The organism is Thiomonas islandica (assembly GCF_055383445.1).
The window spans coordinates 1,470,746-1,496,099 of the sequence record NZ_AP042391.1 but is presented as its reverse complement, the minus strand read 5'-3'; the positions used below and the strand labels follow the sequence as shown (position 1 = coordinate 1,496,099).

Here is a 25,354-nt window from a genome sequence, read left to right as displayed (position 1 = left end):
GACAACTCCAGTGCCTCATGTCCTTAGGTGCTGAACATCATGGCGGTCAACACGAAATCCAGCGCCAGCACGGCCAGCGAAGCGATCACTACGGTGCGGGTCGTCGCTCGCGAGACGCCTTCCGGCGTGGGCTGACTGCGCCAACCCTGCAGTAGCGCGACAAACGTGACCGCCAGGCCAAACACCACGCTCTTGATCACGCCATTGCCGACGTCCTTGAACACATCGACACCGCTTTGCATCTGCGACCAGAACTGGCCGGCGTCGACCCCGATCATCACTACTCCGACCACATAGCCGCCCAGGATGCCTACCGCGCTAAACACCGCGGCCAGCAGCGGCATGACGGCCACCCCGGCCCAGAACCGCGGCGCCAGCACCCGCACCACCGGATCGACCGCCATCATTTCCATCGCGGCGATCTGCTCGCCGGCCTTCATCAGGCCGATTTCCGCGGTGAGCGAGGTACCCGCCCGCCCGGCGAACAGCAGTGCGGTGACTACCGGGCCGAGCTCTCGCACCAGCGCCAGCGCCACCAGTACCCCCAGCGCGCTCGACGAACCGTAGCGCGACAGGGTGTAGTAGCCCTGCAGCCCGAGCACGAAGCCGACGAACAGCCCGGACACGGCAATGATGACCAGCGACAGATTGCCAAGAAAATACATCTGCTGGATCAACAGACGGGGCCGAACCAGCACACGTCCGAGCAGCAGCATCAGCCGCACGAACAGGCGCGCGGCAAAGCCGAGGTCGGCCAGTAGTCTGCGCGTACCCGCGCCGATGGCGATCAGCCGGTCTGTGACCATCATGCGTGCTCACCCTGCGTCGAACGCAGGAAGTCCGCTTCGATGGCAGCGGCGGGATAGTGGAAATGCACCGGACCGTCGGGCTCTCCCCGGACGAACTGGCGCACCAGCGGATCGGTGCTGGCGCGCATCTCCTGCGGCGTGCCGTGCGCGATTAGGCTGCCGTTACCCAGGATGTAGACATGGTCGGCGATCTCGAAGGTGATCTCGACATCGTGCGACACCACGATGCTGGTCAGCTCCAGCGCATCATTGAGGCTGCGGATCAGCCGCGCCGAGATGCCCAGCGAGATCGGGTCGAGCCCGGCAAACGGCTCGTCATACATGACCAGCGTCGGATCGAGCGCGATCGCACGGGCCATGGCCACGCGCCGCGCCATGCCGCCAGACAGCTCGGCCGGATAGAGGTCGCGCGCGCCGCGCAAGCCGACCGCGTTGAGCTTCATCAGCACCAGATCGCGGATCATCGAATCCGGCAGATCAGTGTGCTCGCGCAGCGGAAACGCCACGTTGTCGAACACGGTCATGTCGGTGAACAGCGCCCCGAACTGGAACAGCATGCCCATGCGCCGCCGCATGGCAAAGATTTGCTTCTGGCTGGCCGCGGCCAGGTCATGGCCCTCGAATCGCACTGATCCGCGCTGCGGCTTGACCTGACCGCTGATCAGGCGCAGCAGCGTGGTCTTGCCGCCACCCGACGCCCCCATCACTGCAACCACCTGACCGGTGTGGATGGCCATGTCGATCTGGCGCAGCACCAGCCGGTCGCCGTAGCCGAAATCGAGCGCATCGACCTGGACCAGAGCAGTCGCACGGGGCATGAGAGGTGTGATGGCAGGGTTCAAAGGTCTTGTTGCAGCCGGCGGGCCAGGCCTCGGTCGGACGGGCTGCCTGCGAATCAGCGTGGCATTCTAGGGATTTCCCGATCGGCTTGCCGAGCCCGGCGAAGGGCCCGCACGATAGCATGGCATGCTCGTCGCTTTGCCTTTACTCCGATGCCCGGCCCGACCGTCGATTTCTGGAACGAACGCTTCTGCACCCGCACCACCGGCTGGGATCGCGGTGCGCCCCATCCCTTCCTGCTGCACAGCCTGGACTCTGGCGCGTTGCAGCCCTGCCGCATTCTGGTGCCGGGATGCGGCGCTGGGCATGAGGTGGTCCGTCTGGCCGCAGCCGGATTCGAGGTCACCGCGCTCGACTACGCCGACCAGGCGATTGACCTGCTGATGCGACGCCTGCAGGCAAATGGACTCCGGGCCACGGTGTTGCAGGCGGACGTGCGGCAATGGCAAGCGCCGCAGCCGTTCGATGCGATCTGGGAGCAGACCTGCCTGTGCGCCCTCTATCCGGACGACTGGACTCGCTATGCGCAGCAACTACACCGCTGGCTGCACCCGCAGGGCCAACTGTTCGCGCTGTTCATGCAGTCGCCCAAACCGGGCGCCCAGCAGGGCGCGATTGAGGGGCCGCCCTACCACTGCGACATTCTGGCGATGCGCGCGATGTTTCCGGCGTCGCTGTGGGATTGGCCCAAGCCACCCTACCCGCGAATCTCACACCCCAGTGGCTCAGCCGAGCTAGCGCTCATCCTGCACCCGCGTGAGTGCGGCTCGGTCACTTGAGCCCGCCGCCGCGGCTGCGCGGTGTGCGTTGATGGCCTCGGCTGGCGTTCGTGTCTCGCCCGCCCGGTTTGCCTGCCAGGGCAGTCCAGCTCCCAGGCGCGCAAGCGTTCCGGATCGAGGATTTCCACGCCACCATACCGCAGCCGCAGCGCACCGTTGGCTTGCAACCGGCCGAACGCCTGATTCACCCGCTGGCGCGACAGATTGCACAGTTGGCCGATTTCGGCCTGGGTGACACGCAGCGCGCCTGCGCGGGCGCCAGCCAGAGGATGAAACAGATGCCGCAGCGTGCGCGCCACCGCCGACTCCGCTCCACCTGGACAATCATCCAGCGCATGCAGAGTCATGAGTTCCAGACGGTCGTTGAGTTGTTGCAACAAATAGTGGTTGAAGCCGATGTTGCGCTCGAACAGCCAGAAAAAGGTTTGCCGCAGCACCAAGGCCAGTTCGCAATCGCGCACGGCCACGGCCTCGTCACGCCAAACCCTCTGACGCATCAAGGCTCCCCTCGCCGAACCAACCCCCGTCCCAACGCTGGAGTAAGCCAGCGATTTTCCGCTGACGGTGGTCGTGTTGAACCGGGCCAGACCGGAGATCTAGCCGATCCAGTGCAAAACCGGGGCGCCGATGCGCTGCAACGGTTCGCCGCGGTGCACGGTCTGATACCCCACCACCCCACCTCGGACGCCACGCGCGCCTTCTCGCCGGCCTGAAGGCAGGCCCACCAACCGCAGCGTGCAGTCCAATTTGGAATTTTGCAGTCGCTCATCGCGTGGTTCGACGACATGGGGTTTCAGGGTCGTCATTTTCCGACGGCGGCGGCGCGGCGGTTTGTGAGTTTGATAACAGAACGTCAGTACAAAACAAAAGACCGGGAGAGATCCCGGTCTTTTGTGTCTGGCGCCGCAGCCTGGTGGCTGCAGCTGGTGCGAGCCGCAATCAGATCCGGAAGGATTCCTTGCTCATGCCGCTGTCGACCGCGTTTTGCAGCCAGCGGGGCATCTTGCCACGCCCGGTCCAGGTCTCTCCGGTCTGTGCATTGCGGTATTTGGGCGCTATCCGCGATCCCTTGGACGATGTGCCGCCAGCGCGACGGGAACCCAGATCAGCCAGGGTAATGCCGTATTCGTCCATTTTTGCGCGAATCTCGGCGACGACAGCTGCAACCTCCGCCTTGCGCTGCGCCTCGGCCTGTTGCTTGAGCGCTTCGATCTGAGCCTGCAATTCTTTGTATGTTGCCATGTGCATCTGCTCCTGAGTGAAAAAACAGGCGCAATGATACAACGACAAGCCCATGAAAACGCCCGCATCACGCGGGCGTTTCGATTGACGGCGAATTCGTTTTGGAATTATTCGATCGCCTTGGTGATGTCTTCGACTACCTTTTTGGCATCGCCAAACACCATCATGGTCTTGTCCATGTAAAATAGTTCATTATCCAGACCAGCATATCCGGCGGCCATCGAGCGTTTGTTCACGATCACGGTTTTCGCCTTGTAGGCTTCGAGAATCGGCATCCCGAAAATCGGTGACTTCGGATCGGTTTTGGCTGCAGGGTTGACCACGTCGTTGGCACCAAGGATCACCGCGACATCGGTCTGGCCGAATTCGGGATTGATATCGTCCATCTCGAAAACCTGGTCATACGGCACTTCGGCTTCGGCCAGCAGCACATTCATGTGGCCTGGCATGCGACCAGCCACCGGATGAATGGCGTATTTCACCTGCACACCGCGCTCGGTGAGTTTCTGCGCGAGTTCCTTGACAGCATGCTGAGCGCGCGCCACGGCCAGGCCATAACCCGGGACGATGATCACGGTTTCGGCATTTGCCAGTAGGAAAGCCGCATCGTCGGCGCTGCCGGTTTTGACCGTGCGCTGCTGCGTCTGCGCCCCGGCACCTGACGCCTCTGCACCAAAGCCGCCCAGAATCACGCTGATGAACGAGCGGTTCATCGCCTTGCACATGATGTAACTCAGAATCGCGCCCGACGAACCGACCAGCGACCCCGCGATGATGAGCATATTGTTTTCGAGCGAAAAGCCGATGCCCGCCGCAGCCCAGCCGGAATAGCTGTTGAGCATCGACACCACCACCGGCATGTCCGCACCGCCAATGGGGATGATGATGAGCACCCCCAGGGCGAAGGCCAGCGCCATCATGATGAGAAACGGAGTCCACGCCTGGGTGGCGAAAAACCACAGCCCGAAACCGATCGCCGCCAAACCGATAACGAGATTGACCCAGTGCTGCCCGGCAAACCGCACCGGTGCGCCCTGGAACAGGCGGAATTTGTACCGCCCGGACAATTTGCCAAAGGCGATGACCGACCCGCTGAACGTGATCGCACCGATGATGGTGCCGACGAATAGCTCGATGCGGTTTCCGGGCGGCAGTGGATCGCCGGCCGCCGCAACGATGCCAAACGCATGCGGCTCGGCCACTGCAGCGACCGCGATGAACACAGCGGCTAGACCGATCATGCTGTGCATGAAGGCCACGAGCTCGGGCATTTTGGTCATTTCCACCCGATTGGCCATCACGGTGCCGATGCCACCGCCAACCACCAGGCCCACGAGCACATACCCCAGGCCGAGCGCGCCGGAATCACCGCCGATCTTGAGAATCAGCGCCACAGTAGTCATAACCGCGATTGCCATGCCAACCATGCCGAACACATTGCCGCGACGGCTGGTGGTCGGGTGCGACAGGCCCTTGAGTGCCTGGATGAAAAACACCGCTGCCAGCAGATAGAGCAGAGTGACCAGATTCATGCTGAGAGTCATACCGAGGTTCCTTGGTGCTGCACGACGGTTGCGCCGCATCGGCCGGCTGCAGGCCGGGCCGTCGTTGCGACCGCGTGATGGCCTTTGGGTGATGCGTTATTTCTTGTCGCCGGTTTTTTTCTTGAACATCGCCAGCATGCGCCGGGTCACGAGAAACCCCCCGAAGACATTTACCGCGGCAAGTGCCACGGCCAGGGTTCCCATGATCTTGCCCAGCGGTGTGACGGTCAGCGCCGCAGCGAGCATGGCGCCGACGATGATGATGGCGGAAATCGCGTTGGTCACGGCCATCAGCGGGGTATGCAATGCCGGGGTGACATTCCACACCACGTGATAACCGACGTAGACCGCCAGGACGAAAATGGTGAAGTTGATCACCAGGGGAGAGATTTCATGCATGGTGCGTTCCTCGAACAAAGGCAAAATGCAACGGCTCAGACGGTCTTGCGCAGCAGCTGGCCATCGCGACACATCAGGCAGGCGGCGACGATGTCGTCCTCCATATTGACGACAAACTGCTTGTCCTTGTCGAACAACAGCTTGAGAAAATCGAGCACATTGCGCGCATATAGCGCAGACGCATCGGCTGCGACCAGTGCGGGCAGGTTGGTTTCACCCACCAGCGTGACACCATGCTTGACCACGGTTTTCCCGGCTTCGGTCAGCGGGCAATTCCCGCCCTGCGCCGCGGCCATGTCGATGATCACCGAGCCGGGTTTCATCGACCGAACCATCTCCTCGGTGATCAGCAACGGCGCGCGGCGACCCGGAATGAGCGCGGTGGAAATCACCACATTGGCTTGTTTGACCCGCTCGGCCACCAGGACCGCCTGCCGCTGCATCCAACTCGCCGGCATGGGCCGGGCATAACCGCCCACGCCCTGCGCAATCTCGCGCTCCTCGTCGGTTTCGAACGGCACATCGATGAATTTGGCCCCGAGAGACTCCACCTGCTCCTTCACCGCGGGCCGCACGTCAGAGGCCTCGATCACCGCGCCCAGGCGCTTGGCCGTGGCTATGGCCTGCAAACCGGCCACGCCGGCGCCCAGCACCACCACACGCGCCGCCTTGACCGTGCCGGCGGCGGTCATCAGCATGGGCATGAAGCGCTGGTAGAGGTTGGCCGCGAGAATCACTGCCTTGTAGCCGGCGATGTTGGCCTGGCTGGACAGCACGTCCATGCTCTGCGCCCGCGAGGTTCGCGGCGCGGCCTCCAGCGCAAACGCGGTCAGCCCTGCGGCCGCCATGGCGTTCAGGCCGTCGATGTTGAACGGGTCGAGCATGCCCACCAGCACGGCTCCCGGTTTCATCAACGCCAGTTCCTCGGCTGCGGGAGCGCGCACCTTGAGCACCATCTCGGCGCCAAACGCCTGCGCGCGGTCGCCCACGGTGGCACCCGCCGCGGCATAGTCCGCATCCGGCGCATCCGCCCGTTGCCCGGCACCGGACTGCAGCACCACGGCATGGCCCTGGGCAACCAATTTCTTGACTGTTTCCGGCGTTGCTGCAACACGGGCTTCGCCGGCCACGGTTTCTGCCGGAATGCCAATACGCATGGGTTTCTCCTGTGAAATGCTTTTGGGTCGGCGCTGGCCCGGGCCGCGCACCGTCTGCGGCAAACCGCATGGATGGGCCAGACTGCTCAAAATGGTGCATTATCCCGCGTTTTCCCTAGCATTGCGCAAACGCGTGCCCCGCACCGCCGCAAAAGACCGTTGCATTTTTCCTCTCGTCCATTCGCCATGCCGCAAGACATCCCCTGCCCCGACCCCGCCACACGTCCGCGCGTGACCGTTGCCGCCGTCATCGAACGGCAGGGGCGGTTTCTGCTGGTCGAAGAGCACACGCCGCAAGGATTGCGGCTGAACCAGCCCGCTGGCCACCTGGAGGCTGGCGAAAGCCCGCTGCAGGCTGCGGTGCGCGAAACGCTGGAAGAAACCGGTCGCACATTCACCCCGCAAGGGCTGCTCGGCGTTTACCTGGCGCGCACCTGGCACCGCAGTCCCACAGGCAGTACCGATGTGAGCTATCTGCGGCTGGCGTTTTACGGCACCGTCGGGCAGGCCGACCCGATGCGCACGCTGGATGCAGGCATCGTGCGCACAGTGTGGATGGATGTCGATGCGATCCGCGCCAGTGCGCCGCGGCATCGCAGTCCTGTCGTGCTGCGCTGCGTCGAGGACTACCTGCGCGGGCGTCGCTTTGCGCTGGACCTCATTTCCACCGACCCCGGCGTGTTTTGTCCGCCCGCAAATGAAGGCGCTTGAGACGGCTTCCTACAATTCGCGCATGATGACTTCCACTCGCGGCACGGTCGTGGTCGGACTCTCCGGCGGTGTCGATTCCTCCGTGTCGGCCTGGCTGCTCAAGCAGCAGGGCTATGAGGTGATCGGCCTGTTCATGAAAAACTGGGAGGACGATGACGACAGTGAATACTGCTCGTCCCGCCAGGATTGGCTCGACGCCGCCAGCGTGGCCGACCGCATCGGCATCGATCTTGAGGCGGTGAATTTCGCCGCGGAATACAAGGAGCGCGTCTTTGCCGAATTCCTGCGCGAATACGCCGCGGGTCGCACGCCCAATCCCGATGTGCTGTGCAACGCCGAGATCAAGTTCAAGGCGTTTCTCGACCACGCCATGCGCCTGGGCGCGGATCGCATCGCCACCGGACATTACGCGCGGGTGCGGCAAACCGACCAAGGCTTCGAGTTGCTGCGCGGGCTCGATCCCGCCAAGGATCAGAGCTATTTCCTGCACCGGCTGACCCAATCACAGCTCGCGCGCACCCTGTTTCCAGTGGGCGAGCTGGAAAAGACCACGGTGCGCCGCATCGCGACAGACATCGGCCTGCACAATGCGCGCAAGAAAGACTCGACCGGCATCTGTTTCATTGGCGAGCGCCCGTTTCGCGAGTTTCTCGGGCGCTACCTGCCGACTCAGCCTGGGCCGATGCAGACCCCGGACGGGCAGACCGTCGGCGAGCATGTGGGATTGGCGTTCTACACCTTGGGACAGCGCAAGGGCATCGGCCTGGGCGGCAGCAAGTCCGGCAGCGGCGCGCCTTGGTTCGTCGCCGGCAAAGATCCACAGCGCAATATCCTGATCGTCGCGCAAGGGCATGATCACCCGCTGCTGCACACCCGCGGTCTGCGCGCCGGCTCGGCCAGCTGGGTAGCTGGACGACCGCCCGATGAAAACCTGACCTACGGCGCAAAAACGCGCTACCGTCAGGCCGACGCCCTCTGCCGCTACGCTGCCACAGGGCATGATGCCTTCACGCTGCGCTTTGACGCACCGCAATGGGCTGTCACCCCAGGCCAGTCGGCAGTGCTGTACGCAGGGGAGGTGTGCCTGGGGGGCGGCCTCATCGAGGCCGCGGAAGACTGAAGGCGTGAAAAATTGCGGGCGGGAAACTGCCGCGCGTGCCGGCCGCTCAGGACATTCGCGCCAGCAGGGTTTCCACTTCTTCGAGCATCGCCGCCAGACGCGGCTGCTCGCCGCCATGGGCGTTTTCTAGGCGACCATCGAGTTCCTGCTCAAGGTAACACACGGTCATACGCACAAAGGTACTGTCGAGCGCTTTGCGCACTGCCGAGAGCTGCTGCGCGACCTTCAGGCAAGGCTCGCCTTCCTCGATCATGCGCTGCACGCCGCGCATCTGCCCTTCGGCGCGCTTGAGCCGGTTGAGAATATCGGTGCGAGAGGCCTCATTGGTCAGGACGGACATGGGGAATGCTCCGGGAATCGGGGTGGGCTTGCTGCTGCGCTTCATCCAATACGCTCCATCATAGGCGAGTCTGCCGCGGGCGTGCTGCGCCTGGAGCACGGCATCAGGCCGAGTGAATCAGCGCCACCGGCTCGGGGGCCAGTAGGCTGCCGTCGCGCAGTCCGCGTGCGGTTGCCAGGGACAGCCAGCCGACGATCACCGAAGCCAGCGCCAGCGCGAGAATGGCAAAGGTCTGCAATGCCCCGCTTTGCGTGACCAGCGCAAGATGCATCGACAGCCCAGCGAATGCCGCCAGCGGGAACGACAGCGCCCAATGCCCGATGGTGAATGCCTCTTGCATCATCGGCTTAAACCACAGAAAGCTCAGCAGGACGAAAAACAGCGCAATTCCCCAGGCGCCTTCGAGCAGTTCGACCGACGCGCCCAGCTGCGCCAGCCCAAGCCCGCCTGCCGCCGGCGGCGCAACGGTGATGAACAGCATCGGCAGCAGCCGCCGCGGCAACATGCCGTAGGCCGCAACGCGCACCATGAACAGCAGCAACACCACCGGGAAAAAGAATGCGCCGATCGTCCACTGCGCCGCCGACCAGCCGGAATGGCCGAGCGCGACTCCGGCAAACGGCACGACCACATTGCCCGCGACGGCGAGAAATAGTGCCGGGGTCACGCCCGCCCAGTTCGGCCCCTTGTCGGTGGCCGCTTGCAGCCAAGAGCGATGGAAGACCCACACTGTCACAGCCAGTTGTGCGGCCGCGCCCAGCATCCAGAGGCCGGCGATCCAGCCATTGCCCACACCAAGCGCCTGCACCGCAAAACCCGCAACCACCAGCATCGCCATCGGAATCATGGCCAGCAGCGGGTGCCGCACGGGGTGGCGCAGGTCGGCCAGGAAATCGGGCGAGTGGCGCTGCAGCCGCAGGCCAGTCAACACCAGCAACAGACCCAGTGCGGCGGCCGCCGTCCAGCCCAGTGCCTGCGCAATCGTTGCGGCAGGCGCACCGAGCAGCGGGGTGGCCTGATGCCAGGCCACCCCCAGTCCACCCCAGCCCATGACCAGCGCAAACCAGCCGGGGGCGAGAAATTTCAGGCGCGCAGACGCTTGGCGTGCCATGCCGTAGGCGCTGTCAGCCGCAGCAGTTGGCCTTGGACTCAGGCACGCCCATCTTGCGCAGGAAAAAACCCAGCGGGCATAGATTGGTGAAACCGAACTGCAGCAGGTTGGCGCCGACGAAGGCGGTGAACAGCAGGAACCACTGCGATACATACAGTGGGCTGGCCGGAGCGCCCAGCAGTACCGAGATCAGGATGAACGTGCCGGCAATGACACGGATGTAGCGTTCGACTGTCATGACAAAGTCTCCAGGTTGGTTGAGTTGCACATCAGGGCAACACTGCATCAAGCTTTGTGAAACTGCGCACAAGGGGCTTGTTCAGTGTTGCCTCAGATTCAATTTGCAGCCTCGGGTTCGGCCGCAGCGGCAGGCGCCTTCGGCTTGACCCGGATCTGCCAAACGTAGTAGAGCAGAGGAATCACGATCAGGGTCAGGATTGTCGACAGCAGGGTGCCGAAGATCAGCGACACCGCCAGACCGCCGAACACCGGATCGGACACCATGATGGCAGAACCGAAGATGATGGCCAGCGCAGTCAGCAGGATGGGCCGCAGCCGCACCGCCCCCGCCTGCGCCACCGACTCCTGCAGGCTGTAGCCGCGAGCGCGGTAGTCGATGATGAAGTCGATCAGCAGTAGCGAGTTGCGCACCACCACGCCGGCCAGCGCGATCACGCCGATCATCGACGTGGCGGTGAACGACTGGTGGGTGAGCCAGTGGCCGGGGAACACGCCGATGAGGGTCAGCGGAATCGCGCCCATCACGATCACCGGCAGCAGGAAGGACTTGTAGTACGCCACCAGCAACAGGTAGATGAACACTAGCGCCACCATGAAGGCCGCGCCCAGATCGCGGAACACGTCGAGCGTCAGCCGCATCTCGCCACCCCATAGCAATTGATACCCCTTGAGGTCGCTCGCCGGAGTTTCGGTAAAGCCCAGGTTGCCGGTGGTGAACGTGGCGCCATGCGCCAGCGTCTTGCCGTCGAGGCGGGTGTTCAGGCTCAGCGTCGCATACACCGGGCTGGAGTGGATCATCTCCCCGCCGACATAGACCACCGGATGCTGGTCGCGGGTGTAGATCGGCTTGGCTAGGGTGGTGCGCTCGACCGTGGCGATCGCCGACAGCGGAATGACCTTACCCTGCGCGTTCTGGATTGGCACGTCGAGCAGTTGTTGCGGACTTTGGCGATCGGCGCGCGGCACGCGCACGATGATGTTCACTGGCTCCAGCGCGCTGCTGTCGTGAATGGCGCCCACCTTCAGCCCAGACACATAGTTGTGCAGCAGCTGGATGATCTGCCCGGGAACGATGCCCGACATCGCCGCTTTCTGGCGATCGATCTTGATGCGGTATTCGGTCGTGGTGGCGGTGACCGAATCGTCCTGGTTCATCAGTCCGTAGGTCTTGTCGAAGGCGCCTAACACATCCTTGGCCGCGGCGCGCAGGGTGTCATAGTTAGGCCCATAGAGCTCGGCCATGACCTGCGCGCGCACCGGCGGGCCGGGCGGAGTTTCATACAGCTTGATGAATGTGGACGGAAACCGTGCACGCACCGGGGCGAGCTGTTCGTAGAGCCTCTGCACGATCTGGTGCGAATCGACCGATCGTTCCTCCTTACCGACTAGGTTCACCCGAATCTGGGCGAAGTTGTCGCCGCGCTTGAGCATGTCGCCACGCACCAGCGAGGCGAAGTCGATCGGCGCCGCCTGGCCGACGAAGGTCTGGTAATCGAGCACGTACGGATTGGTCGCCAGCACGTCGCCGACCGCGCGAGCCACCTCGTCGGTACGCTCGAGCGTCGAACCAGCAGGCGTGTCGATCTGCACCAGGAAGGTGTTGGTGTTGTCGTTCGGCAGCATCTTGAGCTCCACGCCCAGCGGCGACAACGGCCCGTTCATGCCCTGCGGTCGGATGAATTGCCAGGCCGGCATCAGCATTGCAGCGATCAGCAACAGCAGCACCGCGAGGAACATGAGATTGCGGCGCGTGCGGCTGCGCAGCATCGGCTCGATCAGCTTCAGATAGGCGGTGTGCAGCTTGTCCTGCTTTTGCGCGCCCTCCTCTTCCAGGGTTTGGGCATGTGCCAGCGCCTCGCGCGCGGCCTTCTTGCTCAGCCAGACCCGCGCCGCCCAGGGCACCACTGTGTAGGCCAGCACCAGCGAGGCGATCATCGCCACCGGCACGTTGATCGGAATCGGCCGCATGAACGGCCCCATCATGCCGCTGACGAAGGCCATCGGAATGAAGGCAAGAATGACCGCCAGCGTGGCCATGTTGGTCGGATTGCCGATTTCGTTGGTCGCCAGCACCACGGTGCGGTTGAAGTTCTTGATCGGCCCGCCATGCAGGTGACGGTGGATGTTCTCGATGACCACGATCGCGCCATCGACCAGCAGACCGAGTGAGAGGATCAGCGCAAACAGGGTGATGCGGTTGATGGTCTGGCCAACGATCAGATCGACCGTCAGCACGGCAAACAGCGTCAGCGGCACGGTGAGGGTGACGATGCCGGCCTCGCGCCAACCGAGGAAGAACCACAGCAGCAGCGACACGCTGACGATGGCGATGCCCAGGTGCTCGACCAGGGTGTTGACCGCCTCGTTGGCCTTTTTGCCGTCGTCTCGGGTGATGGTGACATGCACCCCTTGCGGCAAGGCGTAGCTCTCGATTTCCTTGAGTTTGCTCAGCACGTCATGCACCACGACCACGGCGTTGGTGCCCGACTTCTTGGCGATCGCCAGTGTGACCGCGCTCATCTCCTGCCCATGCGGCTTGCCCTTGGCGGCCAGGCCCCAGGCGAAGTGCGAGAGGTCATCCACCTGTTCCGGCCCTTCGGTGACCTTGGCCACGTCCTTCAGGTAGACCGGCTTGCCGCCCGGCGCGCCAATCAGGATGTCGCCCACTTGCTGCGCGTTGCCGAGGAAGCTGTCGATGCGCACCGGGGTGACCTTGTTGTCGTTGACCAGATTGCCGATCGGCGCCGCGGCGTTGCTGCCCTGCAGAATCTTGTCGAGCTGCTCCAGCGGAATCCCGGCGGCGGCCAGCTTGCTTGGCGAGATCGCCACATTGACCGCGCGCGGCGCACCACCGACCACCTCGGTGAACGACACGCCGGGCACGTTGCGCAGATGCGCCAGCACCTTCTCGCCCACGTCGCGCAGTTGCATGCCGTTCAACGTGGCCGACGACAGGGTCAGCGTCAAGATGGGCACGTCATCGACATTGATCGGCTTGACGATCGGCTGCATCGCCCCCGGGGGAATGCGGTCGAGGTTTTGCATCAACTGGTTGTACATCTTGACCAGGCTCTTTTCCTGGTCCTCGCCCACCTTGAACTGCACCGTGACCACGCCGAAGTCGTTGGTCGCATAGCCATAGGTGTGATCGACGCCGGACAACGAGGCCATGATGGCTTCAAGCGGCTTGACCACAAGGTTCTGGATTTCCTGCGGCCCGGCGCCGGGCTTGGCGACGATGATGTTGGCCGCCGGAACCACGATCTGCGGGTTGTATTCGCGCGGCGTGATCAGCAGCGCCAGCACCCCGGCCAGCGTCAGGCCGAGCATGATCAGCGCGGTAATTTTCGATTCGATGAAGGCGCGGGCCAGCTTGCCCGCGCTGTTCATGGGAGCCGCATGTTCAGCCACGGTTGCCTCCGCCGATCTTCACGCCGTTTTCCACTTCGGACAGGTTGCTGGTGACGATGGTGTCATCCGGGTTCAGCCCGGCCTGGATCTCGACCTCGTTGCCCACCTGTGCCCCCAGGCGCACCAGGCGGAAGTGGGCGATGCCGTCCTTGTCGACGACGAACACCCCGGTCATTCCGGCGCGGTCAACCACCGCGCTGTGCGGCACGCGCAGCTGCGGCGCGCTGCCCACGGCAAAGCCCACACGCACGAAGCTGCCGCTGTCGAGTCCGGCATCGGCCGGCAGATCGATCTTGACGGTGTGCGTGTGGCTCACCGGATCGGCCACCGGAACGGCCTGGGCAATCGTGCCAGTGAGCGTCTTGCCACCGGCGAACACCTGTACCTTGTCGCCGATCTTGATCTTGTCGAACACCTCACCGGGTACCTGGGTGGCGACCTGCAGCTTGCCCTGCCCTTCGAGCACCAGTACCGGGCGCCCCGGCGCGGCCAGATCGCCCTGATTGGCCAGTTTCTGCACCACGATGCCGGAGATGGGCGCGGTGACGGCCGAATAACGCATCTGCGCCGCAGCGGTGTTGTAGCCGGCCTGCGCTGCGGCCACCTGTTCCTGCGCCACCTGGTAGCGCAGCTGCACCTGATCCCACTGCTGCCTCGGGATGGCCTGTTCCTTGTACAAGTTGCCGAAACGTTCGAAATCGCTCTTGGCATTGGCCAGGTTGGCCTGTGCCTGCGCCAGTCCGGCGCGCGCCTGCGCCACCTGCCCCTGGATGTCGGTGGGATCGACCTCGAACAGCAGCTGCCCGGCCTTGACCGTCTGCCCTTCCTTGACCGTCAGGGTGCGGATATAGCCCATCAGCCTAGAGGCGACCTGCACCTGGTTGCTCGACATCACCGTGCCCGGCAACAGGGTGAGGCTTTGCTGATCGCTCGGCGCGAGCTTGAGGGTTTGCGCTGCTACCACACGGGGCGGTGCAGAAGTTTGTGCGGTCTCGGTCTGGTGACCGCAGGCCGACAGCAGCACCGCAGACAACGCAAGCGCCAGCGGTGCACGACGCAGCAAGGGCAGGACGGGAAGGTTCATAGCGGTCATGAATGAAAGGTCGAAGGCAAATGCACTTGGGAAAGCGAGTCGGTGCGGGCGGATTGACCACACGGCAACGGGTTCAGGGCTGGGCCGGCGCACCGGTGGCTACGGTCTGCACCGCGTCGGCCTGGGCCTGCGGCACGACCGGCCGGGTGGCGTCGAGCGTCAGGTCGCCAATGGCCAGCCGCAGCGCGGCGCGCTGCAGGTTGACCTGCTGCCGGGCAAGCACCAGATCGGCGCGCGCCTTGTCGAGCTGCGCCTGCGCGCCCTGCACTTCGACCAGCGTGCCCACGCCGTCGGCATAACGCTTGTTGATGATGCGCGCGGCCTCCCCGGCTTGCTGCACGGCCAGCTCACGGGTCTTGACCTGATTGGCGGCGTCCAGCGCCTTGCGATAACTGTCCTGCACCTGCATACCGAGCTGGTTTTGCAGGCTTTGCAGCTTGGCTTGCAGCTCCATGCGCTTGGCCACGGCCTGATCGACCGCATTGCGCGTCACCCCGCCGTCGAACACGGTCCAGTTGAGCTGGGCGCCCACGGTGTAACTGCGCGACTCGAAGCCGAGACGGGGATCGTTGGTGTCGAACCGCGCCATCGCTCCGATCTGCGGATAGCGGTCGGCGCGCGCCACTTCGACCTGCCCGTTGGCCGCGGCGATCTGATGCTGCAGCGCCTGCACCTGCGGGTTGCGCTGCATCGCCTGCACGACCCAGGCATTGGGATCCCCCTCGGGCATGGTCACCATGACTTGCGGCCCCAGGGTGATGGGCTGGTTCAACGGTACACCCAGCACCACATGCAGCGCGTCCATGGCCTGCGCTTCCATGCTAGCGGCCTGATCGGCCTGCAATTTCATCTCCTCGAGATGCACCTGTGCCGACAGCAGGTCGCTCTTGATCACCACGCCCTGCTTGAGCAGGTTTTCGACGGTCTTCACCTGGCTTTGTGCCGCCTCGATCGCCTTGGCTGCCACGCCCTTGAATGCACGCGCGGTGTAAACCCCGTCATAGGCCTGCAGCGCGTGATAGATGATCTGCTGCCGCGCAGCCTGGTCGCCGGCCTGCGCTGCCATCAGCATCGATCGCGCCTGCTGCAGATAGCCCTGGAGCTTGCCGCCGGTGTACAGCGGCACTTCGGCCTGGATGCGGGTGTTGAAGTTGTTGACCGCGCCGGGATAGTTGAGATTGCTCGGCGCCACGGGCAACGGGTTGGTGCCGTTTTGCAGCGCGCCGAGAAAGTCCCCCGCGCCGAAGTCATTGAACGTCGCCTGCCGCTGCGACAGCTTGAGCCCGAAGGCGTTGAGCGCGTCATTGGTGCGGGTGACTCCTGCAGACACCGTGATCTTGGGCAGCCTAGCGCCCTCAGCCTGGTTGATGCCGGCGCGGGCCTGCGCAATTTGCGCCTGCACGCTCATCAGATCAGGGTTCTGCTTGAGCGCAACATCCACCGCCTGGCGAAAATCCAGGGTTTCCGCCAACGCCGGGGCCATGCCGCCGAGCAGCGACAGACAAGCCGCGGTCAACAGCCCGATGCGAACACGTCGGGGCAAGGAATCCGTCATTATCCAACTCCGCCTGAAAAGAAATCTCACCAGGGAAAGCGCGAAACCCTGCTCAAAACACTAGATTTCACGCCGATCGCGCAGCTCACCGCAAACCGACCGAGTGAGCATAGCCGGGCTGCGGGAACAGGTCACGAGATATATACAGGGCGGAGTATATCAATACTCATGGGGGTATGCGCCCCCCCATGTTCTTCTTTCTTCTCAGCTTGCCTGTCTCCGCAGAGCGACAGGCCGGCTGCAGATCACGCCGCAGCAGTAGCCCGCTGATCCTTGATCGCCTTGGCGCTTTCCTTGAGCGCCCGATCGACGAAGGCGCCATAGAAGTCGGCGGTCGGCGCGCCTGTGATGCGCTCGCCGATTTCCTTGCCGCCGGGGCCGAAAAACAGCACGGTCGGCGCAATCTTGATGCCGTATTGCCGCGCCAGTTGCACACCGTTGGTCGGCTTGCCGTCGAAGCCGATCACCGGATTGCGGTCGGTGATCTCGATCTGCTGCACCAGATACCCGTCACGCACGAGGTACTGGTATTCGGTGCGACGCAGCTTTTCACAGTATGGACAGCTGGGCAGGCTGAACATCACGATCAACGGCTGCCCCTTGGCCACGGCCTGCTGCACGCTGCGCTCCAGGTTTTTCACCGGCGGCAGCGGGGTTTCCGCCCGGGCCTCGGCGGCTGCGGCGAGCGCCAGCAGCAATGCGAACAGGCCCAGCAGCAGTCGTTGCGTGCAGGCAACGCACAGCCCTGGCAGGCGCACAGGGGAAAACCGCTCGGCAATCAACATACACCCACCTCGCATTCGAACTGACAGGATAATGTACCCATGTTATTCACAGAACGATATCCGACGGCTTCGGCGGCTTTGCGCCTGGGTGCCGGTCTGCTTGCGGCCGCCGTGCTGCTCTGTGCCTGTTCGCCGGCGCTGGACTGGCGCGACGTGCGGCCCAAGGATGTCAACATCCTGCTGACCTATCCGTGCAAGCCCGAGCAGATTGCGCAGGAGGTCGTGCTGGCCGGTCAACAGGTCAAAATGAGCATGACCGGCTGTGTGGCCGACAAGATGACCTTCGCGCTGGCACATGCACGCCTGCCCAACCCGGCGTTGGCGGCGCCGGCGCTGGCGCAACTGCATCAGGCGGCGGTGAGCAATGTGCGTGGCCGGGTCACGGCATCGTCCGCGGCGGCGCTGAAAAACGCCACGCCAGGCCTGCCCGACAGCCTTGATCTGAAGATCGACGGCCAGATGCCCGATGGCAAGCCGGTGCGCGAGCGGGTACTGCTGTTCAGTCAGGGTAGCGATGTGTACCAGCTCACCGCCTTTGCCCCGACCGAGGTGTTCAAGGACGACGCGGCACAAACTTTCGCCGATTCCGTGAATTTGTCCCCGGCGCGCTGAATCAGGCCGACCTATCATGCAGCGCAATATCGCCCGTCGCTGACATCCGCATGCCCGGTTTGTTTCTCATCGCCCACGCACCGCTGGCCAGCGCGCTGAAAGAGTGTGCCAGCCATGTGTATGCAGGCTGTCCGCAAAAGCTGCTGGTGCTTGACGTGGCGCCCGACGCCTCGATCGAATCGGCAGCTGCGGCGGCCCTGCCCCTGCTGCGCGAAGCGGCCAGCGACGGCAGTGCGCTGATCCTGGTCGACGTGTTCGGTGCCACGCCGAGCAACGTGGCCACCCGCCTGACGGAGCTTGCCAGCGACCTGGCGCTCAAGATCGTCGCCGGGGTCAACCTGCCGATGCTGCTGCGCTCGGTGTGCTACCAAGACGAAAACCTGGAGGCGTTGGCGGCGCGTGCCACGGCCGGAGCGATTCAGGGGGTTATCCAGGTCGCAACGAGCCCCCCGCAGCAACAGTCCCTTCGCAGCTCTGCCCATGCCGCAACGCATCATTCAAGTCAGCAATAAGCTGGGCCTGCACGCTCGCGCGTCGGCCAAGCTCACCAAGCTCGCGGGGCAATTTCCCTGCGACATCTACATTTCCAAGGGCCAGCGCCGGGTCAACGCCAAGAGCATCATGGGTGTGATGATGCTGGCTGCGGGCATCGGCTCCACCGTCACCCTCGATGCCGAGGGCGAACAGGCCGAGGCCGCGCTCGACGCGCTCCAGGCGCTGTTCGACGATAAGTTCGGTGAAGGCGAATAGGCCGGCTGTCGCCGCCATCTTTACAAATCTTCACCCCGGCAAGAACTGCGGGCAACTGTTCTCCCGCAAAATGGATTCATCGTCAACTTCCCAAAGGGAAACGCCATGAATCCTCAGACCTCCACCTCAAGCAAAGACACTGCGCGTCTGCGTCGCCTTCTGGGTGCTGCGGGCGCCGTTCTAGTCGTCACCGTTGCCAGTCACGCTGCGCTGGCCAGCGCGCAGACCGCGCCCATGCCGCAGGGTGGCCCGGCCATGCACGGCCAGATGGCCGACCACGGCCCGGACATGCAGCGCCTGCTGATTCAGGCCGGCGTGACTGCGGCGCAGCAGGAACAGCTGCGCGCGCTGCGCAAGCAATCCAGGGAAAAACTCCGCCCGGACATGGAGCAGATGCGCGAGCTGATGCTGCAGCGCATGAAGCTGCTTGCCGCGCCCACCATCGACCGCGGCGCGCTCGAAGCGCTGCGCGACAAACAAATGGCGCTGGTCAACCAGATTTCTCGAGTGCGCACCCAGACACAGTACGACATGGCGCAGATCCTCACTCCCGAGCAGCGCGCCAAGCTCTACACCATGATGCAGCAGCGCATGGAGCGCATGCAGCACCACCGCGGCAAGGACGGACATGAGCACGGCATGGGCCTGATGGGTGGCCCGGGCATGATGCAATAAGCCCCGTCTCCGATCCAAGCAGGCCGCCTCGGCGGCCTGTGTGCCATTGCAGACTGCGCCGCGTCATGCCCCCGCACACCCGCACCACCCCGAGCCAGCTTCTACTGGTCGAGGACGATCTTCGCCTGGCGCAGCAGATCAGCGACTTTCTGCGCGGCGCCGGATGGCAGGTCACCCACGCGGCCAACACCGCGCAGGCCGAGGCCGAACTCCACCCGCACCGCGGCGAAGGCCCGGGTTTCGATGCGCTGGTGCTCGACCTGATGCTGCCCGATGGCGACGGCCTGGACATCTGCCGTCGCCTGCGGACACACAGCGATCTGCCTGTGCTGATGCTCACTGCGCGCGGCGATCCGTTCGACCGCGTAGTCGGACTGGAAATCGGCGCCGACGACTATCTCACCAAACCGTTCGAGCCGCGCGAATTGCTCGCCCGGCTGCGCGCCATCACCCGACGGCGTGCCGGCAGCCTGTCGCCGCACGATCCGCAGGCGGCGCAGGTGCTGCGCTTTGGCCGCTTGGAAATCGACCCTGCAGCGCGGCAGGTGCGTATCGAGGGCGAGGAGCGCCCGATGACCGCCTATCAGTTCGATCTGTTGCAGGTGCTGGCGCGCCATCCGGGCCGCGTGCTGACCCGTGAATTTCTGCACAGCGCGGTCAAGGGCGAATCGCTCGAAGCCTTCGACCGCTCGATCGACGTGCACATCAGCCGCATCCGCGCCGCGATCGAGGACGACCCGCGCCACCCGCGCCGCATCCTCACCCTTCGCGGTGCAGGCTATGTGTTCACCAAGTCGCAGGACGGGGTTTGACCGTGACCGCCCCCGGTGCGCCCCCCGGCTGTGGCAGCGGCTGTGGCTGGCGCTGATCCTCGCGCTGCTGGTGCAGGCGCTGGTGTCGGCGCTGCTGTTTCACTGGCTGTTCTTCTCCGATCCGCAGCAGGCCGAGATCCGCCGCGCCATGTTCCGCGCCATGATGGCAGCGCGGGGCATCCAGCCCTCGCCTTGGCGGCATTTGCTGCTGTCGCCCTTTACCGGCACGCTGCTGACCGCGCTGGTGGTCAGCGCCGTAACCCTGCCGCTGATGCGCCATCTCACGCGCCGGCTGGAAGCCTTGCAGCAAGGCGTGCAGGCGCTGGGCGAGGGAGACCTGTCCGCGCGCGTGGCAGTGCAGGGCAGCGACGAGGTGGCGCAGCTCGCGCAGAGCTTCAACACCGCTGCGGCACGCATCGAATCGCTGATGCAAAGCCACAAATCGCTGCTGGCCTACACCTCGCACGAACTGCGCACCCCGTTGACCCGGCTGCGCCTGAGCCTGGAAACCCTGGCCGCGCCGGTGCCCGCCGCAGCCCGCGACAGGGCGGTGCGTGCGGCCAAGAACGATCTCGCCGAACTCGACGCACTCATCGACGACATCCTGCTGGCTAGCCGTCTGGATGCGGCGCCGGGACAGTCGCTGCAGCGCGAGGAGGTCGATCTGCTCGCGCTGGTGGCCGAGGAAGCGGCACGGTTCGATGTGGAGGTGCAGGGCGACTGGATCACCCTGCAGGGCGATGACCGGTTGCTGCGCCGCGCGGTACGCAACCTGCTGGACAACGCGCGGCGGCACGCCCCGGGCAGCCCGCCGCAGGTCAGCCTGAGTGCGATCGACGGTGGCGCGGTCGTGCGGGTGTGCGACCGCGGCCCGGGCGTGCCCGCCGCCGATACACAGCGCATTTTCGAGCCTTTCGTGCGCCTGTCCGCACGAGCAGAGGGCACCGGGCTGGGCCTGCCACTGGTGCGGCGCATCGCCCGCCAGCACGGCGGTGACGCCCGCTGCCTACCGCGAAGCAGCGGGGGCACCTGCTTCGAGCTCTGGTTGGGGCGCCAGCCGTGATGCGCCGCGCAAGGCGCTCTCCTGCGCACTGTCGACTTTGCATATCGTCGCGAAATGGCGCGTGGATCGGCCGCGCAACGCATGGATCGCATCCCCGGCGGCGTGGCACTCTTACCGCATCTGTCAAGCGACACGAAGATTTGACCCCCTGACGACATCTGGAATTGACCCCCTGGGTTGATCAACTCTCCGGCGTGATGGGGGCGGGGTCAGCAACCTGCTGTATTCGGTGCAGCTGGCCGACGCTGTGAGCTACCGCACCATCCCGCTGCTGCTAGCGGCCAGCATCTGGTATCTGCCGGTAACCACGACGTTGTCCATCAGAAGTTGTGAATTTTTCTGCTACGCGAAATCGCCAGCAGGCCTCTCGCGGCGATATCTTCACGACTTCAGGCGTGGCCGTTGCCCGCTGGCGGGCGGGCGCCGCCGGCGCGCAGTTCGCGCGCGTGTTCATCGGCGCTTTGCTGGATCTTGCGGGTGAAAAACCAGACGAAGAACACCCCCATGCCGATGAGGAACAGGATGACGATCAGGCTGAGCAGCCCGTAATCCGTGCCGAACAAACCTTGCCAGACAGACCCCATGATCTCGATCTCCTCGATGTGCAATGACAATGCCGCAGAATAATTGCACAATCTGCTTACCTTTTGATACATCACAAACCGCAGTCACTTTATGCACCGCGGTGGCGGGTTCAGTGCGCGCAGAGGCTCACAGCCGCGCAGGAAGATCGAGCCGATCGGTGAACAGCCCATCCACGCCGGCGGCGAGCAACGCCCTGGCGCTCTGCGCGGTGTTGACCGTGTAGGCGCGCAACCGCATCCCAGCCGCGTGCACCGCACCCACCGCCGCCGGGGTGACGGCCTGCCAATCAAGATGCAGGCCTTCGGCGCGCAGCGCCTGCGCCTGTGCGGGCAGGTCGTCGTCGAAGCGCTCGGCCAGCACCGCCAGCGGCAGATCGGCCTGCAGCGCGTCGAGCGTGGCGCGCGCGGTCTGCAACGCGGTGGGCGAAAACGAGAACAGCAGCGGCTTGGGCACGCGGGGATGCGCGGCGCTCCATGGCGCCACCGCGCGCACCAGCGCGTCAGCGGTGGCGGCGTCGTCGCCGGGGCTGGGCTTGATTTCCAGATTGAGCCAGACACGACGGCGCGCGGCAAACGCCAGCACCTGATCGAGCGCGGCCGGCGGCTCGCCCTTGAACCGCGCACTGTGCGAGCTTCCCGCGTCCACGCACTGCAGATTCTCCCAGCGCCACGGTGCAGCCGGGCCGCGGGCGTCGGTGGTGCGGTCCAGCGTGTCGTCGTGCAGCAGCCAGAGCACGCCGTCGGCGCTGCGCTTCACATCGCATTCGAAGGCGCGAAAGCCCGCGCGAAAACCGACCTCGAACGCCGCCAGGGTGTTTTCGGGGGCGGCATCACCGCCGCCGCGGTGGGCGATCCAGCGCAGGTCGAAAGCAGGGTGGGGCGTCATGGTCTGTTTGGGGGCAGAAGGCACCTGGCGCGCCATCATGCACCGCCTGCATGACGCCGCGTTGTCACGCCACTGCCTTTTTGGCCGCAGCTTTTTTCGCTGCGGGCTTGGCCGTGCGCGGCTCGAACTCGAAGCCGATCTTGCCGCCGGGCTGCTTCACGAGAAAGGCCTTGAACTTGCGCTTGGTGCGCGCGGAGACGAAGCCGTCGAGCAGATCGGTGCGGCCGGTTTCCAGCAGCTTGCGCATCTGCTGCGGCTCGATCGGCTGCTGCAGGATGATCTTGCTGCTGCGAAAATCGCAGCTCGGCGATGGACCGACGCTTTTTTCGCAGACATAGCTGCTACCCGCATCGAACACCGCGCAGCCGCACTTGGGGCAGGCGCCCAGCGGCTGCTGCGCGCTGAAGTCCGGCGCCTCGCCGCCGTCGCCGCCAGCGGCGCTGTCGCCAAAGTCGAATTCGAGCTTCCACTGGCCCTGGCCGCCTTCGCGCACCAGCTTGAGCTCGGCGGCGAACGGTCGGCCCATCTTGCTGCGAAACCCAGTGAGCGGCCCCAGATGCTTGTCACGCAGCAGCTGCTCGACCTCGTCCAGCTCGAAGCTCCTGCCGCCCGGATGCTTGCCGATGGAAAAGTCGCACTGCGTGCAGGCAAAGCGGTGGTAGTTTTCCTTGACCACACCGCCGCAGTTCGGGCAGGGCGTGCGCAGCGTGGCATAGTCGCCGGGCACGGTGTCGCGGTCGAATTCCTTGGCGCGGCGCACGATGGTCTCGGTCATCGCCGCGATCTCGCGCATGAACTGCTCGCGCGAGAGCTGGCCGCGTTCCATCTGCGCCAGCTTGTGTTCCCAGCCGCCGGTCAGCTCGGGTTTGGTCAGCTCCTCCACCTGCAGCCCGCGCAGCAGAGTCATGAGCTGGAAGGCCTTGGCCGTGGGGATCAGCTCACGGCCCTCGCGCACCATGTAGTTCTCGGCCAGCAGACCTTCGATGATGGCCGCACGCGTGGCCGGCGTGCCCAGACCCTTGCCCGACATGGCCTCGGCCAGTTCCTCGTCCTCGACCAGCTTGCCGGCGTTTTCCATCGCGCCCAGCAGCGTGGCTTCGGTGTAGCGCGCCGGCGGGCGGGTTTTCAGCGTCTTGAGTTCCACCGCCTCGGTGGTGACCGCGTCGCCCGCGGCCACCGGCGGCAGGTTGGCGTCGTCGCCCTGCTCCTGCCTGCCGTAGATTTCGAGCCAGCCGGGCTTGACCAGAATCTTCCCCTCGGTCTTGAACTGGTGCTGCGCCACGGTGCTGATGCGGGTGGTCAGCAAATACTCCGCCGCCGGGAAGAACACCGCCAGGAAGCGCCGCACCACCAGGTCGTAGATCTTGGCCTCGGCCTCCGACAGCGCCCCGGGCGTCTGGGTGGTGGGGATGATGGCAAAGTGGTCCGACACCTTGGCGTTGTCGAACACCCGCTTGTTCGGGCGGATGTAGTCGGCCTCGAGCGCGCGACGGGCATGCAGCGCGACCGGCCCGCCGGCCTCGGCCAGCGCCTGCGCGGTCTGCCGTGCCACCGGCAGGTAGTCCTGCGGCAGATGGCGCGAGTCGGTCCGCGGGTAGGTCAGCACCTTGTGTTTTTCGTACAGCGCCTGTGCCAGCGCCAGCGTGGTCTTGGCGGAAAAGCCAAAGCGTCCGTTGGCCTCGCGCTGCAGCGAGGTCAGGTCGAATAGCGCCGGCGACAACTGGGTGGACGGCTTGGACTCGTCGCGGACCTCGGCGGGCTTTCCGGCGCAGGCCTCGACGATGGCCTGCGCCCGCGCGCGGTCCCACAGCCGGTCGGCGCGGGCGTCTGGGTCGTCGCTTTTCTTGAACGCCGGGTCGAACCACTTGCCGGCATAGCCGCCCGCCGGCGCAGCGAACTGCGCATGTACCTCGAAATAGTCGCGCGCCACATGGCGGCGGATCTGCTCCTCGCGCGCCACCACGATGGACAGCGTGGGCGTCTGCACACGCCCCACCGGAGTGAGGAAAAAGCCGCCGTCCTTGGAGTTGAACGCGGTCATCGCCCGCGTGCCGTTGATACCCACCAGCCAGTCGGCCTCACTCCTGCTGCGCGCGGCATCGGCCAGCGGGCGCATATCGGCATCGGTGCGCAGCCGCTCGAACCCCTCGCGGATCGCCTGCGGCGTCATCGACTGCAGCCACAGCCGCCGCACCGGCTTGCCCAACGGCTTGCTTCCCTCGGCGTACTGCAGGATCAGGCGGAAGATCAGCTCACCCTCGCGCCCGGCGTCGCAGGCGTTGACGATCATGCCCACATCCTTGCGCCGGATCTGCTTGACCACCGCGGCCAACCGGCCCTTGGTCTTTTCGATCGGGTTGAGATCGAAATGCGGCGGAATCACCGGCAGGTGCGCAAAGCTCCACTTGCCCCGCTTGACCTCGAAATCCTCCGGCGCCTTGATCTCCACCAGGTGGCCCACCGCCGAGGTCACCACATACTGCGCGTTCTCGAAATGGTCGTCGTGCTTGTCGAACTTGCCGGTCTGCGGCGTCAGCGCGCGCACGATGTCCTGCGCCACGCTGGGCTTCTCGGCAATGATTAAGGTCTTGGTGTGAACGTCGCTTGTCGTCATGGAAAACACAATTCAGAGAAATTTGGCGATGCCGGCAGTGTCCTTGGCGAACGGTTCGCCCGAGTCGGCCATCTTCACCCGGCCATCGCGCCCGATCACGATAGTCACCGGCAGTCCTGCCGGCTTGGCCAACGCCTTTGCCAGCGCGAGCGACAGCCAGGCCACTGCAGATGCTCACGACGCCCTGGATCCATGATGCGCCTCCCTAGAATGTGATGTGAT

Annotated in this window: 27 protein-coding genes; 9 read left to right on the top strand and 18 right to left on the bottom strand. The window is 64.8% G+C overall.

What is annotated here, in order from left to right:
* Nucleotides 1-23 precede the first annotated feature (23 nt).
* The gene (mlaE, locus tag ACZ47F_RS07250; RefSeq protein WP_464924080.1) at nucleotides 24-809 is read right to left on the bottom strand and encodes a lipid asymmetry maintenance ABC transporter permease subunit MlaE; all 786 of its coding nucleotides are present in this window, start codon (nucleotides 807-809) and stop codon (nucleotides 24-26) included.
* The gene (locus ACZ47F_RS07245) at nucleotides 806-1,627 is read right to left on the bottom strand and encodes an ABC transporter ATP-binding protein (RefSeq protein WP_464924079.1); all 822 of its coding nucleotides are present in this window, start codon (nucleotides 1,625-1,627) and stop codon (nucleotides 806-808) included. The genes mlaE and ACZ47F_RS07245 overlap by 4 nt, the downstream gene beginning before the upstream one ends.
* Before the next feature lie 174 nt (nucleotides 1,628-1,801).
* On the opposite strand from ACZ47F_RS07245, the gene ACZ47F_RS07240 reads away from it, so the two are divergent.
* Nucleotides 1,802-2,428, top strand: a complete 627-nt coding sequence (locus tag ACZ47F_RS07240) for a methyltransferase domain-containing protein (protein ID WP_464924078.1) — start codon at nucleotides 1,802-1,804, stop codon at nucleotides 2,426-2,428.
* On the opposite strand, the gene ACZ47F_RS07235 is transcribed toward ACZ47F_RS07240, so the two are convergent.
* The 5 genes from ACZ47F_RS07235 to ACZ47F_RS07215 all read right to left on the bottom strand — a co-directional run bounded on the left by ACZ47F_RS07235 (nucleotide 2,347) and on the right by ACZ47F_RS07215 (nucleotide 6,770).
* Complete coding sequence (locus ACZ47F_RS07235; protein WP_464926600.1) at nucleotides 2,347-2,775, bottom strand: Crp/Fnr family transcriptional regulator; 429 nt, start codon at nucleotides 2,773-2,775, stop codon at nucleotides 2,347-2,349. The genes ACZ47F_RS07240 and ACZ47F_RS07235 overlap by 82 nt on opposite strands.
* Nucleotides 2,776-3,367: 592 nt before the next feature.
* Complete coding sequence (locus ACZ47F_RS07230; RefSeq protein WP_464926599.1) at nucleotides 3,368-3,670, bottom strand: H-NS histone family protein; 303 nt, start codon at nucleotides 3,668-3,670, stop codon at nucleotides 3,368-3,370.
* 107 nt (nucleotides 3,671-3,777) lie between these two features.
* Complete coding sequence (locus ACZ47F_RS07225) at nucleotides 3,778-5,214, bottom strand: NAD(P)(+) transhydrogenase (Re/Si-specific) subunit beta (RefSeq protein WP_464924077.1); 1,437 nt, start codon at nucleotides 5,212-5,214, stop codon at nucleotides 3,778-3,780.
* A 96-nt stretch (nucleotides 5,215-5,310) separates the two neighbouring features.
* Nucleotides 5,311-5,613 (bottom strand): NAD(P) transhydrogenase subunit alpha part 2, encoded by a 303-nt coding sequence (locus ACZ47F_RS07220; protein WP_464924076.1) that lies wholly within the window; start codon nucleotides 5,611-5,613, stop codon nucleotides 5,311-5,313.
* A 35-nt stretch (nucleotides 5,614-5,648) separates the two neighbouring features.
* Nucleotides 5,649-6,770 (bottom strand): Re/Si-specific NAD(P)(+) transhydrogenase subunit alpha, encoded by a 1,122-nt coding sequence (locus tag ACZ47F_RS07215; RefSeq protein WP_464924075.1) that lies wholly within the window; start codon nucleotides 6,768-6,770, stop codon nucleotides 5,649-5,651.
* A gap of 186 nt (nucleotides 6,771-6,956) precedes the next feature.
* Between ACZ47F_RS07215 and ACZ47F_RS07210 the strand changes: the two genes are divergently transcribed.
* Nucleotides 6,957-7,481 (top strand): NUDIX hydrolase, encoded by a 525-nt coding sequence (locus tag ACZ47F_RS07210; protein WP_464924074.1) that lies wholly within the window; start codon nucleotides 6,957-6,959, stop codon nucleotides 7,479-7,481.
* A 22-nt stretch (nucleotides 7,482-7,503) separates the two neighbouring features.
* Entirely contained in the window at nucleotides 7,504-8,601 is a 1,098-nt protein-coding gene (gene mnmA, locus ACZ47F_RS07205) for a tRNA 2-thiouridine(34) synthase MnmA (protein ID WP_464924073.1), read from the top strand.
* A 46-nt stretch (nucleotides 8,602-8,647) separates the two neighbouring features.
* Here mnmA and ACZ47F_RS07200 read toward each other — a convergent pair whose 3' ends face one another.
* The 7 genes from ACZ47F_RS07200 to ACZ47F_RS07170 form a co-directional block, all read right to left on the bottom strand.
* On the bottom strand, nucleotides 8,648-8,941 hold the full coding sequence (locus ACZ47F_RS07200) for a metal-sensing transcriptional repressor (protein ID WP_464924072.1): 294 nt from the start codon (nucleotides 8,939-8,941) through the stop codon (nucleotides 8,648-8,650).
* 103 nt (nucleotides 8,942-9,044) lie between these two features.
* Nucleotides 9,045-10,052: an SLAC1 anion channel family protein gene (locus tag ACZ47F_RS07195; protein WP_464924071.1), complete on the bottom strand. Its 1,008-nt coding sequence runs from the start codon at nucleotides 10,050-10,052 to the stop codon at nucleotides 9,045-9,047.
* A gap of 13 nt (nucleotides 10,053-10,065) precedes the next feature.
* Complete coding sequence (locus tag ACZ47F_RS07190; RefSeq protein ID WP_464924070.1) at nucleotides 10,066-10,290, bottom strand: YgaP family membrane protein; 225 nt, start codon at nucleotides 10,288-10,290, stop codon at nucleotides 10,066-10,068.
* A 98-nt stretch (nucleotides 10,291-10,388) separates the two neighbouring features.
* Nucleotides 10,389-13,682, bottom strand: a complete 3,294-nt coding sequence (locus tag ACZ47F_RS07185) for an efflux RND transporter permease subunit (protein ID WP_464924069.1) — start codon at nucleotides 13,680-13,682, stop codon at nucleotides 10,389-10,391.
* 13 nt (nucleotides 13,683-13,695) lie between these two features.
* Nucleotides 13,696-14,787 carry an efflux RND transporter periplasmic adaptor subunit gene (locus ACZ47F_RS07180; protein ID WP_464924068.1) on the bottom strand — a complete coding sequence of 364 codons (1,092 nt, stop codon included), beginning with the start codon at nucleotides 14,785-14,787 and terminating at the stop codon, nucleotides 13,696-13,698.
* Nucleotides 14,788-14,869: 82 nt separating this feature from the next.
* A complete protein-coding gene (locus ACZ47F_RS07175; RefSeq protein ID WP_464924067.1) occupies nucleotides 14,870-16,339 on the bottom strand; it encodes a TolC family protein in 1,470 nt (489 codons plus the stop codon).
* Between the two features lie 257 nt (nucleotides 16,340-16,596).
* A complete protein-coding gene (locus ACZ47F_RS07170) occupies nucleotides 16,597-17,136 on the bottom strand; it encodes a thioredoxin family protein (RefSeq protein WP_464924066.1) in 540 nt (179 codons plus the stop codon).
* Nucleotides 17,137-17,175: 39 nt separating this feature from the next.
* On the opposite strand from ACZ47F_RS07170, the gene ACZ47F_RS07165 reads away from it, so the two are divergent.
* From ACZ47F_RS07165 to ACZ47F_RS07140, 6 genes are all read left to right on the top strand, one after another.
* A complete protein-coding gene (locus ACZ47F_RS07165; RefSeq protein WP_464924065.1) occupies nucleotides 17,176-17,748 on the top strand; it encodes a hypothetical protein in 573 nt (190 codons plus the stop codon).
* 50 nt (nucleotides 17,749-17,798) lie between these two features.
* Nucleotides 17,799-18,260 carry a PTS sugar transporter subunit IIA gene (locus ACZ47F_RS07160; protein ID WP_464924064.1) on the top strand — a complete coding sequence of 154 codons (462 nt, stop codon included), beginning with the start codon at nucleotides 17,799-17,801 and terminating at the stop codon, nucleotides 18,258-18,260.
* Complete coding sequence (locus tag ACZ47F_RS07155; protein ID WP_464924063.1) at nucleotides 18,229-18,498, top strand: HPr family phosphocarrier protein; 270 nt, start codon at nucleotides 18,229-18,231, stop codon at nucleotides 18,496-18,498. The genes ACZ47F_RS07160 and ACZ47F_RS07155 overlap by 32 nt, the downstream gene beginning before the upstream one ends.
* Before the next feature lie 105 nt (nucleotides 18,499-18,603).
* The gene (locus ACZ47F_RS07150) at nucleotides 18,604-19,173 is read left to right on the top strand and encodes a Spy/CpxP family protein refolding chaperone (RefSeq protein ID WP_464924062.1); all 570 of its coding nucleotides are present in this window, start codon (nucleotides 18,604-18,606) and stop codon (nucleotides 19,171-19,173) included.
* A 65-nt stretch (nucleotides 19,174-19,238) separates the two neighbouring features.
* Nucleotides 19,239-19,985: a response regulator gene (locus ACZ47F_RS07145; RefSeq protein ID WP_464924061.1), complete on the top strand. Its 747-nt coding sequence runs from the start codon at nucleotides 19,239-19,241 to the stop codon at nucleotides 19,983-19,985.
* The gene (locus ACZ47F_RS07140) at nucleotides 19,954-21,048 is read left to right on the top strand and encodes a HAMP domain-containing sensor histidine kinase (protein ID WP_464924060.1); all 1,095 of its coding nucleotides are present in this window, start codon (nucleotides 19,954-19,956) and stop codon (nucleotides 21,046-21,048) included. The genes ACZ47F_RS07145 and ACZ47F_RS07140 overlap by 32 nt, the downstream gene beginning before the upstream one ends.
* A 389-nt stretch (nucleotides 21,049-21,437) precedes the next feature.
* Here ACZ47F_RS07140 and ACZ47F_RS07135 read toward each other — a convergent pair whose 3' ends face one another.
* The 4 genes from ACZ47F_RS07135 to ACZ47F_RS07120 form a co-directional block, all read right to left on the bottom strand.
* Complete coding sequence (locus tag ACZ47F_RS07135) at nucleotides 21,438-21,632, bottom strand: DUF3149 domain-containing protein (protein WP_464924059.1); 195 nt, start codon at nucleotides 21,630-21,632, stop codon at nucleotides 21,438-21,440.
* A 127-nt stretch (nucleotides 21,633-21,759) separates the two neighbouring features.
* Complete coding sequence (locus tag ACZ47F_RS07130; RefSeq protein ID WP_464924058.1) at nucleotides 21,760-22,518, bottom strand: glycerophosphodiester phosphodiesterase family protein; 759 nt, start codon at nucleotides 22,516-22,518, stop codon at nucleotides 21,760-21,762.
* Between the two features lie 64 nt (nucleotides 22,519-22,582).
* Nucleotides 22,583-25,132, bottom strand: coding sequence for a DNA topoisomerase III (locus tag ACZ47F_RS07125; protein WP_464924057.1), 2,550 nt, complete (start codon nucleotides 25,130-25,132; stop codon nucleotides 22,583-22,585).
* Nucleotides 25,133-25,144: 12 nt separating this feature from the next.
* Complete coding sequence (locus ACZ47F_RS07120) at nucleotides 25,145-25,297, bottom strand: hypothetical protein (protein WP_464924056.1); 153 nt, start codon at nucleotides 25,295-25,297, stop codon at nucleotides 25,145-25,147.
* Nucleotides 25,298-25,354 lie beyond the last annotated feature (57 nt).

Coding starts and splice junctions, on each gene's coding strand:
- mlaE (WP_464924080.1), bottom strand. CDS start 809: ATGATGGTCACAGACCGGCTGATCGCCATCGGCGCGGGTACGCGCAGA.
- ACZ47F_RS07245 (WP_464924079.1), bottom strand. CDS start 1,627: ATGCCCCGTGCGACTGCTCTGGTCCAGGTCGATGCGCTCGATTTCGGC.
- ACZ47F_RS07240 (WP_464924078.1), top strand. CDS start 1,802: ATGCCCGGCCCGACCGTCGATTTCTGGAACGAACGCTTCTGCACCCGC.
- ACZ47F_RS07235 (WP_464926600.1), bottom strand. CDS start 2,775: ATGACTCTGCATGCGCTGGATGATTGTCCAGGTGGAGCGGAGTCGGCG.
- ACZ47F_RS07230 (WP_464926599.1), bottom strand. CDS start 3,670: ATGGCAACATACAAAGAATTGCAGGCTCAGATCGAAGCGCTCAAGCAA.
- ACZ47F_RS07225 (WP_464924077.1), bottom strand. CDS start 5,214: ATGACTCTCAGCATGAATCTGGTCACTCTGCTCTATCTGCTGGCAGCG.
- ACZ47F_RS07220 (WP_464924076.1), bottom strand. CDS start 5,613: ATGCATGAAATCTCTCCCCTGGTGATCAACTTCACCATTTTCGTCCTG.
- ACZ47F_RS07215 (WP_464924075.1), bottom strand. CDS start 6,770: ATGCGTATTGGCATTCCGGCAGAAACCGTGGCCGGCGAAGCCCGTGTT.
- ACZ47F_RS07210 (WP_464924074.1), top strand. CDS start 6,957: ATGCCGCAAGACATCCCCTGCCCCGACCCCGCCACACGTCCGCGCGTG.
- mnmA (WP_464924073.1), top strand. CDS start 7,504: ATGATGACTTCCACTCGCGGCACGGTCGTGGTCGGACTCTCCGGCGGT.
- ACZ47F_RS07200 (WP_464924072.1), bottom strand. CDS start 8,941: ATGTCCGTCCTGACCAATGAGGCCTCTCGCACCGATATTCTCAACCGG.
- ACZ47F_RS07195 (WP_464924071.1), bottom strand. CDS start 10,052: ATGGCACGCCAAGCGTCTGCGCGCCTGAAATTTCTCGCCCCCGGCTGG.
- ACZ47F_RS07190 (WP_464924070.1), bottom strand. CDS start 10,290: ATGACAGTCGAACGCTACATCCGTGTCATTGCCGGCACGTTCATCCTG.
- ACZ47F_RS07185 (WP_464924069.1), bottom strand. CDS start 13,682: ATGAACAGCGCGGGCAAGCTGGCCCGCGCCTTCATCGAATCGAAAATT.
- ACZ47F_RS07180 (WP_464924068.1), bottom strand. CDS start 14,787: ATGAACCTTCCCGTCCTGCCCTTGCTGCGTCGTGCACCGCTGGCGCTT.
- ACZ47F_RS07170 (WP_464924066.1), bottom strand. CDS start 17,136: ATGTTGATTGCCGAGCGGTTTTCCCCTGTGCGCCTGCCAGGGCTGTGC.
- ACZ47F_RS07165 (WP_464924065.1), top strand. CDS start 17,176: ATGTTATTCACAGAACGATATCCGACGGCTTCGGCGGCTTTGCGCCTG.
- ACZ47F_RS07160 (WP_464924064.1), top strand. CDS start 17,799: ATGCCCGGTTTGTTTCTCATCGCCCACGCACCGCTGGCCAGCGCGCTG.
- ACZ47F_RS07155 (WP_464924063.1), top strand. CDS start 18,229: ATGCCGCAACGCATCATTCAAGTCAGCAATAAGCTGGGCCTGCACGCT.
- ACZ47F_RS07150 (WP_464924062.1), top strand. CDS start 18,604: ATGAATCCTCAGACCTCCACCTCAAGCAAAGACACTGCGCGTCTGCGT.
- ACZ47F_RS07145 (WP_464924061.1), top strand. CDS start 19,239: ATGCCCCCGCACACCCGCACCACCCCGAGCCAGCTTCTACTGGTCGAG.
- ACZ47F_RS07140 (WP_464924060.1), top strand. CDS start 19,954: ATGTGTTCACCAAGTCGCAGGACGGGGTTTGACCGTGACCGCCCCCGG.
- ACZ47F_RS07135 (WP_464924059.1), bottom strand. CDS start 21,632: ATGGGGTCTGTCTGGCAAGGTTTGTTCGGCACGGATTACGGGCTGCTC.
- ACZ47F_RS07130 (WP_464924058.1), bottom strand. CDS start 22,518: ATGACGCCCCACCCTGCTTTCGACCTGCGCTGGATCGCCCACCGCGGC.
- ACZ47F_RS07125 (WP_464924057.1), bottom strand. CDS start 25,132: ATGACGACAAGCGACGTTCACACCAAGACCTTAATCATTGCCGAGAAG.